Origin of the sequence: Streptacidiphilus jeojiense, from assembly GCF_000719095.1 — a bacterium.
Taxonomy (GTDB): domain Bacteria; phylum Actinomycetota; class Actinomycetes; order Streptomycetales; family Streptomycetaceae; genus Streptacidiphilus; species Streptacidiphilus jeojiensis.
On sequence record NZ_JOEH01000046.1, the window covers coordinates 42,689 to 55,362 of the forward strand.

At 69.1% G+C, this 12,674-nt stretch carries 10 protein-coding genes; 4 read left to right on the forward strand and 6 right to left on the reverse strand.

Annotated features, from left to right (window positions below; translation table 11 throughout):
- Positions 1 to 5: 5 nt before the first annotated feature.
- From IF29_RS0138450 to IF29_RS0138470, 5 genes are read right to left on the reverse strand one after another with little or no spacing between them, the layout of a single operon-like run.
- A complete protein-coding gene (locus tag IF29_RS0138450; protein WP_051726588.1) occupies positions 6 to 1,034 on the reverse strand; it encodes an ABC transporter ATP-binding protein in 1,029 nt (342 codons plus the stop codon).
- On the reverse strand, positions 1,031 to 2,938 hold the full coding sequence (locus tag IF29_RS0138455; protein ID WP_051726589.1) for a dipeptide/oligopeptide/nickel ABC transporter permease/ATP-binding protein: 1,908 nt from the start codon (positions 2,936 to 2,938) through the stop codon (positions 1,031 to 1,033). Before IF29_RS0138455 ends, IF29_RS0138450 begins: the two co-directional genes overlap by 4 nt.
- Positions 2,935 to 3,879, reverse strand: a complete 945-nt coding sequence (locus tag IF29_RS0138460) for an ABC transporter permease (RefSeq protein WP_030266126.1) — start codon at positions 3,877 to 3,879, stop codon at positions 2,935 to 2,937. Before IF29_RS0138460 ends, IF29_RS0138455 begins: the two co-directional genes overlap by 4 nt.
- A gap of 6 nt (positions 3,880 to 3,885) precedes the next feature.
- Complete coding sequence (locus IF29_RS0138465; RefSeq protein WP_051726590.1) at positions 3,886 to 5,424, reverse strand: ABC transporter substrate-binding protein; 1,539 nt, start codon at positions 5,422 to 5,424, stop codon at positions 3,886 to 3,888.
- 37 nt (positions 5,425 to 5,461) lie between these two features.
- Entirely contained in the window at positions 5,462 to 8,128 is a 2,667-nt protein-coding gene (locus tag IF29_RS0138470; protein ID WP_051726591.1) for a glycoside hydrolase family 2 protein, read from the reverse strand.
- Between the two features lie 227 nt (positions 8,129 to 8,355).
- Here IF29_RS0138470 and IF29_RS0138475 point away from each other — a divergent pair, with 227 nt between their 5' ends.
- Both IF29_RS0138475 and IF29_RS0138480 read left to right on the forward strand, forming a co-directional pair.
- On the forward strand, positions 8,356 to 8,958 hold the full coding sequence (locus IF29_RS0138475; protein WP_063757715.1) for a TetR/AcrR family transcriptional regulator: 603 nt from the start codon (positions 8,356 to 8,358) through the stop codon (positions 8,956 to 8,958).
- A gap of 168 nt (positions 8,959 to 9,126) precedes the next feature.
- Positions 9,127 to 9,630, forward strand: coding sequence for a hypothetical protein (locus IF29_RS0138480; RefSeq protein ID WP_030266134.1), 504 nt, complete (start codon positions 9,127 to 9,129; stop codon positions 9,628 to 9,630).
- Positions 9,631 to 9,652: 22 nt separating this feature from the next.
- Here the strand turns inward: IF29_RS0138480 and IF29_RS0138485 are convergent, their stop codons facing one another.
- Positions 9,653 to 10,060, reverse strand: coding sequence for a carboxymuconolactone decarboxylase family protein (locus tag IF29_RS0138485; protein WP_030266136.1), 408 nt, complete (start codon positions 10,058 to 10,060; stop codon positions 9,653 to 9,655).
- 105 nt (positions 10,061 to 10,165) lie between these two features.
- Here IF29_RS0138485 and IF29_RS0138490 point away from each other — a divergent pair, with 105 nt between their 5' ends.
- Complete coding sequence (locus tag IF29_RS0138490; RefSeq protein WP_063757713.1) at positions 10,166 to 11,185, forward strand: LysR family transcriptional regulator; 1,020 nt, start codon at positions 10,166 to 10,168, stop codon at positions 11,183 to 11,185.
- Between the two features lie 237 nt (positions 11,186 to 11,422).
- A complete protein-coding gene (locus IF29_RS0138495) occupies positions 11,423 to 12,370 on the forward strand; it encodes an NADP-dependent oxidoreductase (RefSeq protein ID WP_030266141.1) in 948 nt (315 codons plus the stop codon).
- Positions 12,371 to 12,674: the final 304 nt, after the last annotated feature.

Consider the following 12,674-nt stretch of genomic DNA (forward strand, 5'->3'; position numbering starts at 1 on the left):
GGGGATCAGACCTTCTCGTCAACACTCCCGGAAGTGTGGCTGTCTCCTTTGCCGGAGGGGAACAGGTGACAGGCGACCACGGACTCGCCGACCTTGACGCGGGCCGGGCGTTGCTGTCTGCAGATGTCCTCGACGTGCGGGCACCGCCCGGCGAAGGGACAGCCACTGTGGGCAACCGTCAGGGGCTCGGTGACCGTGACGCGGGCCAACCGTCGCTCCCGCTGGGCGGCCACGTCGGCCACAGGTGCCGCCGCGACCAGGGCGGCGGTGTAGGGGTGCAGGGGGTGGCCGGTGACCTGCGCGGCCGGGCCGGTCTCCATGACCTGGCCCCGGTACAGGACGACGACGCGATCGCAGAGGTTGCGGACGACCGCGAGGTTGTGGCCGATGAACAAGTAGGCCAGGCCGAGATCGGCACGCAGGTCGGCGAGCAGATTGAGGATCTGGGCCTGTGTGGACAGGTCCAGAGCGCTCACCGGCTCGTCGCAGATGACCAGCTTGGGATTGCTGGCCAGGGCCCGGGCGATGGCGATGCGCTGGCGCTGGCCACCGGAGAAGGCGGCCGGGTAGCGGTTCGCTGCGTCGGCGGGCAGCCCGACCTGGTCGAGCAGGCCCTGCACTCGGGCCCGGGCCTGCTCGGCTGTCATCGCCCGGTGGGTCAGTAGTGGTTCGGTGAGCGTCTGACTGATCGTTCGCGCTGGGTTCAGCGAGCCGTACGGGTCCTGGAAGACCACCTGAAGGTCGGCGGTAAGCGCTCCGCGCCGTTCGGCGGGTACCGAGGTGATGTCCGTGTCTTCGAAGCGGATCCGGCCGCTGCTCGACGCGGTCAGACCGAGCACCGCCCGTCCGATGGTCGATTTCCCCGATCCGGACTCCCCGACGAGCCCGACCGCCTCGCCGGCCCCGACGTTCAGCGTGACGTCGTCCACCGCGGTGTGCGTCCGCCTGCGTCGGCCGTAGGACACCCGCAGGTGGTCGATTTCCAGTAGCCAGGCATCCGTGCGGGGCTGCACTTCCTCAGGTGTCGGGGTCATCGGCCGGGCTCCGGGGCGAGGTCGTGGCCGCGGACGCAGCGGGTGGTGCGCGGGGATGGGCCGGAGACGTCCATGAGCGGGATCGGTCCTTTCTTGCAGGCGTCCGTGGCGAGTGCGCAGCGGGCGGCGAACCGGCAGCCCTCGGGCCACGCGTCCGGTGCGGGCACCGAGCCGGGGATCACCGGCAGGCGTCCCGCGGTGTCCAGGCTCGGCATCGACCGGAGCAGCGCGCGGGTGTAGGGGTGGCGGGGTGCGCCCAGGACGCTGTCGGTCTCTCCCTGCTCGACGATCTGCCCGGCGTACATGACCGCGACGCGGTCGCAGACGTCTGCGACGACTCCGATGTCGTGGGAGACCAGCACCAGGGCGCGTTCACCCGTGGCGACGACGTTCCGGAACAGGTCGAGGATCGCTGCCTGGACGGTGACGTCCAGTGCGGTGGTGGGCTCGTCGGCGATCAGCAGGGCCGGGTCGCCGGTCAGGGCCAGGGCGATCGCGACGCGCTGCGCTATACCTCCGGAGATCTGGTGGGGGCGGCATCGCATCACACGATCGGGATCGCTGATGCCCACCTCTCGGAGCAGGTCCCCGGTCCGTGCGGCCGCGGCGCGGCGGGTGGCGCCGAAATGGCGCAGGGCCGCCCGCAGTTGGTTCCCGACGGTGTAGCAGGGGTCCAGGGCGGCCATGGGCTCCTGCGCGATGTAGGCGACGCCTCGCCCCCTGACCCGGCTCAGACGCCGCTCCGTGGTGCCGGCCAGTTCCTCGCCCGCGAACCGTACCGAGCCTGCGGTGATCCGCTCGTCGATGGGTAGCAGACCGGGGATTGCCAGGGCAGTGACGGTCTTTCCGGAGCCGGACTCGCCGACCAGGCCGAGGATTTCGCCTTTGCGGACGGCGAAGGTGACACCGTCGACGACCGGGCCGGAGGGGAATTCGACGACGAGCCCGTGGACGCCCAGCAGCGTTTGCGGGTCGGCGTCCGGCCGCTGGGCGGCAGTCTCGGCGAGGACGGTGCGCCGGTGCCGGACGGGACGGGGCGTGGGGCCGCCCGGAAGCGCGTCGCGGACCGTGTTGGCGATGAGGTTGAAGGCGATGACCGTCAGGATCAATACCGCGCCGGGCGGCACCAGGAGCCAGGAGTCGACGGTGATGTTCTGCGACGCCTCGTAGATCATCTGACCCCAGGACGGCGCTTCCGGGGATCCGCCCAGACCGAGGAACGACAGCGAGGACAGCACGATGACGCAGATCGCCATGCTGGTGGCCGCGAGCATGATGACCGGCGCGACCACGGTCGGCAGCACGTGCCGGAACAGGATGGTCCGCAGCGGCAGACCGGACACGCGGGCGGCGTCGATGAACAACTCGTCCCGCACCGTGCGGGTGGAGTTGCGTACCAGCCGGGTCGCGGCTCCGGCTCCCAGCACGCCGAGCACGGCCATCATCACCGCGGTGTTCTGCGGGTAGATGACCGCGAGTGCGACCAGTACGACGAACGCGGGAACGGCGAAGGTGAGGTCGACCAGCCAGGAGATGACGGCGTCGGCGATCCCGCCGCGGTATCCGCTGAGCAGGCCGGCCGGGAGCCCGAGGGCCACGGCGATCGCGGTGGCCTCCGCGGCACCCCACAGCAGGGTGTCGCCGCCGTGCATCAGCCGGGACAGGACATCGCGGCCGAGACTGTCGGTGCCGAGCCAGTGCGTCGCCGACGGCGGCTTGAGCAGTTCGGTGAGGTTCTGCGTCAGCGGGTCGAACGGTGCGAGCTGGTCGGCGAAGACGCTGGTGAGCACGACGAGGACCAGCCAGGCGACGGCCGTCAGCGTCAGGGGCGAGGTTGCGAGTGCGCGCCCGGCCCGCGCCGCCGGGCCGACCGGGCTGTCGGCATGGTGGACGACGGTGCTCATGCACGCCTCGCCTTGGGGTTCAGGACCCCGATCAACAGGTCGACGGCGAGGTTGACGATGACGACGCCGACCGCGAAGACCAGGACGACGCCCTGGACGACGGGGACGTCGTGGCCCAGGACACCCGACAGCAACTGGGAGCCGAGACCGGGCAGGTTGAAGATCTGCTCCACCGCCACCGTTCCGGCCAGCAGCCCCACCGTGTTGAAGCCGACGGCGGTGACGATCGGGGCGGCGGCGTTGCGCAGGCCGTGCTTGAGGACCTGGCGTCGGCGGGGAATGCCCAGTGCCCGGACGGTCCGGACGTAGTCGGCGTCCAGCGCCTCGGCCACGGCGCTGCGGGCCTGGAGGAAGATCGGGCCGATCGGGGCCAGGGACAGGGCGATGACCGGCAGGATCAGCGATTGCAGCCACTGCCCCGGGGACTGGTTCAGTTGTACGTACCCGGTCGCGGGCAGGACCCGGTACTGGATGGCGAAGAGGTAGACCAGGCCGACCGCGATCCAGTAGTTGGGGACGGCCGTCACTGCTCCGGCCGCCAGCTGCAGGATCCGGTCGACCCTGCTGCCGCGCCGCAGCGCGGCCCAGATGCCGAGGGCTGTTCCGACTGCGGCCGTGACCAGCGTCGACAGCAGGGCCAGCGACAGCGTTACGGGCAGCGCCGTCGACAGCAGCCGGCCCACGCTCTCGCTGGTGATCCATGACCTGCCGAGGTCGCCGCTCAGCAGGTTGGCGCACGTCGACAGGTACTGGTCCAGCGGCGAGCGGTGCAGTCCGAAGGCGGCGTCGAGCTGGTCGCGCTGCGCCGCTGTCGAGGTGTTGCCCAGGACATACGCGGCCGGATCGCCGTGGATCAGCTGCTGGAGGAAGAACGCCGCGGTCCAGACGACGAGCAGCAGCGGGACCGCGCCTGCGGCGCGCCGTAGCGCGAGACTCCCCATGCCGGGCTACTTCGCCGGGTGCAGCGACGACAGCAGGCAGGTTGCCAGACCGAGGTCGGTGCAGCTGACGGTGTTCGCGGTCGAGTAGGTCAAGCCGACGGTGCCGACCATGACGAACCAGGCCTGCTGGTTGATGGTGGCGACCGCCTGATCGATAGCCGTCGACTGCGCGGTGCCCGTCGTGCCGAGGACCTGGGCGGCGAGGGCTTGGATCTGCGCGTCCTGCTGCGGGGTGTGCGGGCCGAAGTTGGCGGACACCAGGGACGCGATGCTCTGCGCGGCCGGGTCCATGCTCCACTCGAACACCATGCTGGCCCACCGTCCCGAGGTCGCCTGCTGCACGAAGTCGGTGTTGTGGTCCGAGATCTGCACCGTCACACCGATCGCGCGCAGGTACCCGGCGACGGCCTGGGCCAGCAGGTCGCCGCTCTGGGTGCTGAGCATCGGCAGGGTGAAGCCGTCGGGGTAGCCGGCCTGGGCCAGCAGGGCTTTGGCCTTGGCCGGGTCGTACGGATAGGAGGCGGCGGCGTTCGCCCGGTAGCCGGGGCTGTCCGGGCCGACGACCAGTGAGGTCGCCGTCCCGTCGGCGCCGAAACCCAGGGCCGCGATGGCCTTGCGGTCCACGGCGTAGTTCAGCGCCTGCCGGACCCGGACGTCCCCCAACGGCTTGACTGCCGCGCCGGCTTCGTCGTTGATCCAGATGCCGGCCGTGGTGATCTGAGGGGCGGGCACGACCGTCAGACCGGCGGCCTTGTCGGCGGCGTTGGTCTGCGCGGCGCCCTGCGCCACTTGCACCTGGCCGGACCGGACGGCCGAGTCGAGGGCCTGCTGGGAGCTGTAGACCCGCAACGTGACCTTGCCGTAGGGGAAGGCCGCTTTGTTCCAGTAGGTCGCGCGTCGGGTGAAGGTGTACTGCTGGCCGGAGGTCGTGCCGGAGGCGTCCAGGGTGTAGGGGCCCGAACCGTCCGGTTGGTCGTTCAGGCTCGAAGGGTGGGCCAGGGCCTTCGGGCTCACGATGAACCCGGCTCCGGTGGCGAAGTCGAAGGGCAGGTCCGTGACCGGCACCGTCGAGGTGAAGCGGACGGTGGTCGCATTCACCACTGTCGTGGTGAGGTTCTTGATGTACGTGACGAGGCTGCCGGCCGGTGAAGCGGTCCTGGCGTAGTCGAAGTTGGCTTTGACCGCGGCCGCGTCCAGGGGTGTCCCGTCGGCGAAGGCGATCCCCGGACGCAGTGTCATCTCAAGGGTGGTGGGGTTCGGCTCGGTCCAGGAGGTGGCGATGCCGGGGCCCACCTTGTCGGGTCCGGTCAGCGTCGTCAGCGAGTCGTAGACGGCGGAGGTGTAGTTGAGGCTGTAGTTCGGGCCGTTGGGGACGAGCCACGGGTTGAAGTTGATCGTGGCGAACTGCAGGCCGATCGCTATGGCGCGGGTTCCGCCGCTGCCGGAGGTGGATGTGGGGGTGGAGGACGGGCCGCCGCAGGCTGCCACGGCGGTGGCGGTCAGGGCGGCTATCGCTGCGCAGAGTGCTGCACGCTTGGCGAACATTCGAAGGCTCCCTTCGTCATTGACGGGTGGGCCGGGGTCAGGACTGGATGGTGGGTCTCGGGCCGTAGCAGGCGATGTGGAGATCGCGCAGGTCGAAGTCCGCGGGCAGGCCGGTGATTTCGATCGTGTGCTGGTCGCCGTCGCGCAGGTCGAGGTAGTTGGTGCTGTAGCGGCAGCCGGGTGCGCCGGTGGAGACCCTGGCCAGGTACGTGAAGCCCTCGGAGGCGAGGGTCACTGCCGCGGTGGTCCGGCCGGTGCGTTCGACGGCTGCCTTCAGGCGGCCCGCACTGAGGTCGATGTTCTTCAGGCGGTCGAAGAACAGCCGGTTGGCGGGGAAGCACCCGTCGTCGGCCGAGACCCAGGCGTATGCCTGCGACCCCGGTGCCTGGCCGTGCCAGACCTGCCGCGACTCCATCGCTCCGAGGTTCACCGGGACCAGTTCGTCCCACAGGCGGGCTCCGGCGAACTCGGCCAATTCGATCCGTGCCGTCGTCCAGACCGGGCCGGGCGTGCTGTTGGTGACCCACAGCTGGAGTCCGCCGTCGTCGGTGTGCCGGAAGCTCGCCAGGACTGGGGCGAAGGCGCGTTGGAGGGCGAAGTACCCGGCCTTGGGCACCAGGTCGTAGTCGATGACCGACCAGCTCATCCCGGGCCAGCAGTCGTTGAACTGCCAGACCAGGGCCCCGTTGTTGGAAGGCTGGAGGCGGCGGTAGTGCTCGACCCCGAACTTCAGGCCCTCCGCCTGGCAGGCCATGGAGAAGTCGACGAACTGTTCGATGCTGCTGGGCGTCCCCGTCTCGTAGGACATGAGCGCCTCGCCCTTGTTCTTGGGCACGTCCTTGATCCGCTGCAGCAGGCCGGCCGAGCCCAGGCTCGGCGCTTCTGCGGCGGTCCAGCGCTGAAGCGTGGCCAGCTCGGGTGCGGCGTGGATGCCGAACTCGCTGATGAATTTGCCGTGGTCGTACCGGTAGCGGTCCCAGTGCACCTTCGCACCGGGGGAGGGGAACTCGGTCGGGCCGCCTGCGCCGATGTCGGCGCCGTGCCAGACCTCCCAGGCATGACGATCGCCCTGGGTCACGCCGTTGATCTGCAGCGGTACATCGGCCCATGGGCTGCCCGGCCAGTACGGCACCGAGGGGCAGTCCCGCGCTACGGTCTCGGGGAACATCTTGTGGAAGAAGTGCCAGCCCCAGTTGCCGGGTGCGACGGAGCGGGTGACCAGGGCGTGCATGCCTTCGATCTCGTTGTTGCCGCACCACAGCGCCAGGCTCGGGTGATTGCGGAGACGCCTTACCTGGAAGGTCGCCTCCTGGGCCACTTCGGAGTGAAGGCCGGGGTCTTCGCTCGGGTAGTCCGTGCAGGCGAACATGAAGTCCTGCCAGACGAGGATTCCCAGCTCGTCGCAGGCGTCGTAGAAGGACTCGTGCTCATAGGTGCCGCCGCCCCAGACCCGGAGCATGTTCATGTTGCTGTGGCGGGCCAGTTCCACGAGGTTCCGATACGTGCTCTCGGGGATCGATCCGATGAACATCGAAGCGGGGATCCAGTTCGCGCCGCGTGCGTAGATGGGCGTGCCGTTCAGCAGGAAGCGGAACAGCCGGCCGCCCGCGGCGGTATCGGCTGAGCGGTCCAGGGTCATGGTCCTCAGGCCGATTCGGTCGGTGACTTGGTCGATGGGCCCCTCGCTGCCGGTCAGCGCAATGGTCAGGGTGTACAGCGGCTGCTCGCCGAGGTCGTGCGTCCACCAGAGTTGGGCGTCCTCGACGGTGACCTGGGCCGTTCCCCGCGCGGTGCCCTCGGGTGTCAATGCCATGGGGATTGCGGTGGTGAAGAGGCGGCCGTCCGGCGCGGTCAGCACCGCGGTCGCGGAGACGCGGCCGCCGGTCTCGGGACGGGGGACGGCAGTCTCGGGACGGGGGACGGCAGTCTCGGCCTCGACGTCGACCTGGACGACGGCGCGCCGCCGGACCGGGTCCACCGAGCGGGCGTAGGCGTGGTGGGCGGTGATGGTGGCGCGGCTCTCGGCCACGATTTCGACCGGCGCGTGGATGCCGATGGAGGGGAGCCGCGGGGCGAAGTCCCAGCCCCAGGAGAAGGTGGGCTTGCGGCGCAGTGTGAGTTCGGGGCCGGTGGACAGCACGCCCGGTGGCATCGCACTTCGCTCGGGGTCGGCGTCGTCTCCCGTCCGCATGGCCAGCAGGCCCTGCCGGCGCAGTTCGGCGACCCGGGCGATCTCGGCAGGAGCCGTGATCCCGACCAGCGGCGGTGCGAAACGGACAACGAGAGTGTTCCGTTGCTCGCCGGTTCCGGTGAGGTCGAAGGCGGCGGGGCGGAAGGCGTTCTCGTGGGTTCCCAGCAGGGTGCCGTTGAGCCAGATCGAGGCCACTGTGTCCAGCCCGTGGAAGACCAGTTGGAGCCGGTCGGCCTCCCGGGCCCGGTCGGACAGCGTGAACTCGGTTCGGTACCACCAGGCGCGCTCCTCGATCCAGGCCGCCGTCACCTCGTTCTCGTCCAGAAAGGGGTGGGCGAGTTCTCCGGACGCGATCAGGGATTCGTGGACTCCGCCGGGAACCACGGCTGGGCGCCAGGTCAGGTCGGCGGGCAGTTGGCTCGGTGCGGTGACCGTCAGATCAGTGCCGGCCAGCTCGAACGTGCCGACCGGCCAACTGGCCCGAGCGGAGCTTCGGGTGCGGAGATCAGGCATGGGTGTCTCCTCGGAAGAGCGCCAGGATGAACAAACTAAGGAGTACTAGGTTTTATGGTCGGGGGTTGGCCTTGGCGGCCGTTGGGCGCGGTGACGGCTCGGGGTGCTGTCGTGACGGCGACACTAGAACTAAAACCCGAGGATGACTAGGTTTCTTGCGTATGTTTCCGAGTGACACTAGGTTTTTCGTCGAAGACCGGATCCCGACCCCGACAGGTGGCGACCTCATGGCACGTGAAGAGCAGCGTGGCTCGTATCCCAAGGGCGTCGCCAAGCGCGCGGAGATCCTGCGCGCGGCCCTTCGCCTCTACGGCGAGGCCGACCAGCAGCAGGCGCCCTCGCTCAAGCAGATCGCCGATGCCGTCGGGCTGACGGAGGCCGGCGTTCTGCACTACTTCGACAGCAAGGACGACATGCTCCTGTCGGTACTTGCCATGCGAGACGAGGTGGCCCGTGAACTCTTCGACATGGACACCTGGGAGGGGAACTACAGGGCGCTCAAGCACACCTACGAGACGCCGGGCGAAGTCAAGCTCTACGTCGACATGCTTGTTGCCTCGGCCAACACCGGCCATCCCGCGCACGCGTTCATGAACGCCCGCAACGCCCGGCTCCAAGCACGGCTTCGGTCACTGCTCGGCGAGGCCGGAGCGGACGGTTGGCTGCCCCGCACCCTCGTGGCCACCCTGGAGGGCCTGCAACTGCAATGGCTCCGCGATCCGAGCCTCGACGTCGTCGAGGACATGCGACGCCTCCACGAGGCCTTGGTGCTACCCGCCTTGCGGCAGCGAGAAAACGCCGGCCGGCCCACCGACCAGGGAGCCGAGTAGACCAGGCTCCGGCATGCCTGCGCGAAGCGCGTCCACTCTTGCGCGCATACCGGACGATGGCAGCAGCCGAGGTCCTCCCCAGGCACATTCCTGAGGCGGCAGACGGCGGACACCGCCTTTGAGTAGCCTTTCCAGCCCAGACTTTAAGTGGAGATGGCTGGGGGAGCGATGGCTGACGTGGACAAGAAGAAGGACTGGGGCTGGGTGGGGACGATCGGCGCGGGGCTCGCGGTCGCCGCGTTCTTCGGGATCCACAACTTCTCGGAGCTGAAGGCCGCGCTCGGCGGTGCCCCCACCGCAACCCCAGCCGCTGCGGTCAGCCCGACGTGCAGCCCCGTTCAGAAGATCCTGGACCATTGCGGCATGGCGTACTTCGCCCTGTCAGGGGGATGGCAGGCCACCGGACCGTGCGGCGAGACCAGCTGCCCATTGAGCGGGACGTCTGTGAACGAGGGCAGCGTGTCCGGAACGGCGAGTGTGACCTTCTACCTCCATGCGAAGGCCAGCGACGGGACGACCAACGAGCCCGCGGTCCTCGGACAGTGCACCGCGGTAATCCCGGACACCCCGCCCAAGGGGGTGGTCGCCGCCGCGTGCACGATCTGGTCGCCCAGCACCGGGGGTGTCCCCGAACTCGGCGTCTCCGAGAACATCAACAACCCCATCGGCTGAAGAATCCGGCAAGCAACGACCTTCAGGCCTGTCGGCGGGAGGCGAGGAGCTCGGTCACCGCCTGCGAGGCCTGGACCGCCCGGGCGAAGCCTGCAGGGATGGTGGTGAGGTAGACGATCTCCTTCAGTTCGTCCTCGGTGACCCCGGCGTTCAGGGCATAGCCGCCGTGGATCTTGATGAAGTCGCCGAGGCCGAGTGCCGCGAACGCGGCGACGAGCGCGAGTTGGCGGGTGCGCACATCGAGCACCGTGCGGGCGAGGATCTCACCGACGGCATAGGAGGTGAGGGCATTGGCCAGGAAGGGGAAGTCCCGGTCGAGCGACTCCAGCAGGGCCGGGTTCGGGTCCCCGCTCAGTTCCGCGGCGATCCTCTCACCCCGCTGCCGCCGGGTAGCCGTGGTCTCGTTCGGGTCTACGGCGTTGGCAGGCACGGTGTTCTCCTTGCGGTAGCGCTGGTTGGGGCAATCACCACCAGTCAACCCCGCGCGGCGGTCGACCTGAAGGACCGATCCGGTGGCCACTGATACCGTGGAAGTATGAATGAGCTGGAGACTCGACAGCTCCGATACTTCGTCGCGGTGGCGGAAGAACTCCATTTCGGACGCGCCGCCGAACGCCTCGGCATGGCACAGCCGCCGCTGTCCCGGGCGATCCGCGAACTGGAACACCAACTCGGCGTCGCGCTGCTCAAGCGCACCACGCGCCAGGTCGCGCTCACGCCGGCCGGGCAGGTCCTGCTGGGTGACGCCCGGAATGTGCTCGACGCGATCAGCGCAGCCGGTCGACGCGCCCAGCACGCCGGAGAACCCGAACCGCGCCTACGCCTGGCGCTCAAGGCCGACATCGACGGCGGCCTGCTGGCACAGATCCTTGACACCTATGCTCACGATGAGGCGGCCCTGGCGGTCGAACTGGTCCTCGGCCCGTTCGGCGATCAAGCACCGGCCCTGTACGACGGCCGCGCCGACGCCGCGCTCCTGCTCGACCCTGTCGACCAGCACGGGCTGGACTACGAATCGCTTCTCACCGAGCCGTTCCTGATTGCCCTAGCCGCGACTGATCCGCTGGCCGCCCGACTCTCCCTGCGCTTGGCTGACCTGGCGGGCCGCACCCTTCCCGACGGATCTCCTGCTGAGGAAGGCCCCGCCCACAGGTCGCACAGCCGGACCGCAGTACGCGATCAGCTATCCGATCCGGTTCGGGGCCACACACCCACGCCTGGCACCGTGCAAGACGCCTCGGACCTGCCGCAGATCCTCCGGCTGGTCGAACTCAGCCGAATCGTTTGCTTCCTCCCAGTCTCGGTCACCCGGCGCTACGCACGGCCCGAAGTCGCCTACCTGCCGGTCGACGACCTGGCGCCGGCCACGCTGGCCGTCGCCTGGCCCCAGACCTCACACTCGCCAGCGGTCGCCGCCTTCGTTCGCGCGGCCGCCACCGTCGCTGCCGCCGCCCCACGAGAGACACAGGACAACACGGACAACACCCACCTCACTCCGGACAATCACAGCGGCGCGGGGTCGCTGATGGGCCGGGGACACGGAACGGCGTCCTGAGGCAATTGACATGCCCTCTGCCCGGCAGGTGACCCTGCGGCTGGGCCGCCGCGGTCGCCTGCGCCCACCACTGCCGCTCATTCATACCTGCCGGGTATCAACGGTGATCGGATCGGTCCTTCTGGTCGACCGCCATGCGGAGTTGACTGGCTGACGCCAGCCGCTGTCCGGCATTGCCCGATATGGGTGGTTGCCTTGGGCGGGGCAGCAGACCAGCCGACGAACAGGAGATGCGCGATGCGTGCGATCGCAGTGCACACGCCAGGTGGCACACCCGAACTGATGGAGCTTCCTGTGCCCAGCCCGGCGCGGGGAGAAGTCCTGCTTGAACTGGTGGCGGCGTCGGTGAACCCGATTGACGCAGGTATTGCCCAGGGCCGGATGTCCATGCCGAGCGTGTACCCGCTTGTCCTGGGCGTGGACGGCGTGGGCCGCGTCGTGGAGGTGGGGGAAGCGGTGCGCGGGTTCAAGCGCGGCGACATGCTGCATGGCCAGTTCTTCCGCACGCCCTTGGGGCACGGCACGTTCGCCGACTACACGGTGGTCACCGAATTCCCGGACAACGGGGCGCTTCAGATGGTCCCGGACGGTATGCCCGCTGATACCGCGGCCGCGCTGCCGACCGCAGGTATGACCGCGCTCGGTGTGCTCGAGGCCATGGGTGTGACAGCCGGGCAGTCGGTCCTGATCCTTGGCGCCACCGGTGGAGTGGGTGTTTTCGCCGTCCAGCTTGCGGCTGCCCGGGGCGCGGAGGTCATTGCGACTGCCAGGCCCGATGCCGACCGGTGGATCCGGCAGCTGGGTGCCGCTCAGACAACCGACTACACCGCCAGCGACATTGCCGAGCAGGTCCGCAAATCCCACCCCGGCGGGGTCGACGCCCTGCTCGACCTAACTCGTGATCCGGACCGCTTCAGTGCGTACACCGGGCTGGTCCGCGACGGTGGCGCGGCTGCGTCCGTGACCCTCACCGCGGCGCCGGAACTACTCGCCTCCGAGCGGATTGCCGTGAGCAACTTCATGATGCAGGACAAGCCGGACCTTCTCGCCCGGATCACCGCCGAGGTCGCGTCGGGCAGGATCACCGTCCCTGTCCAGCAGACCGTCACGCTGGACCAGACTCCCGAAGCACTGGCCCGGAACGCTGCGGGCGGCGCACGCGGCAAGACGACGGTACGCATCTGAGCCCTAAGGACTCCGATCAAAATGACGCTTGAGGTGGCCACCGCCTCGCCGGTTGCCGGATCGTCGGGGGCTTGCACCACGGGCCTGCGAGGGCCGACGTCCGCGGTGCGCTACTTGTCCGCTGGCTGTCGTGCCTGCTGATTCACGGCGGCCCCGGGTAGCAGTGCCTGCTCGGTCGTCAGGGAAACGCTATGGCGCTGTGACCTTCTGAGAGGGCGTTAAGTCCCGTTCTTGATGGTTTGGCGTCGCTCGTTCGTGGGGCTGTCCGTCATCCAGGAGTGCCCGGTGGGGCTTGGGCTGTGTC

Bases quoted from the DNA above. Each gene is read 5' to 3' on its own strand.
- IF29_RS0138450 (WP_051726588.1), bottom strand. From the start codon at position 1,034: ATGACCCCGACACCTGAGGAAGTGCAGCCCCGCACGGATGCCTGGCTA.
- IF29_RS0138455 (WP_051726589.1), bottom strand. From the start codon at position 2,938: ATGAGCACCGTCGTCCACCATGCCGACAGCCCGGTCGGCCCGGCGGCG.
- IF29_RS0138460 (WP_030266126.1), bottom strand. From the start codon at position 3,879: ATGGGGAGTCTCGCGCTACGGCGCGCCGCAGGCGCGGTCCCGCTGCTG.
- IF29_RS0138465 (WP_051726590.1), bottom strand. From the start codon at position 5,424: ATGTTCGCCAAGCGTGCAGCACTCTGCGCAGCGATAGCCGCCCTGACC.
- IF29_RS0138470 (WP_051726591.1), bottom strand. From the start codon at position 8,128: ATGCCTGATCTCCGCACCCGAAGCTCCGCTCGGGCCAGTTGGCCGGTC.
- IF29_RS0138475 (WP_063757715.1), top strand. From the start codon at position 8,356: ATGGCACGTGAAGAGCAGCGTGGCTCGTATCCCAAGGGCGTCGCCAAG.
- IF29_RS0138480 (WP_030266134.1), top strand. From the start codon at position 9,127: ATGGCTGACGTGGACAAGAAGAAGGACTGGGGCTGGGTGGGGACGATC.
- IF29_RS0138490 (WP_063757713.1), top strand. From the start codon at position 10,166: ATGAATGAGCTGGAGACTCGACAGCTCCGATACTTCGTCGCGGTGGCG.
- IF29_RS0138495 (WP_030266141.1), top strand. From the start codon at position 11,423: ATGCGTGCGATCGCAGTGCACACGCCAGGTGGCACACCCGAACTGATG.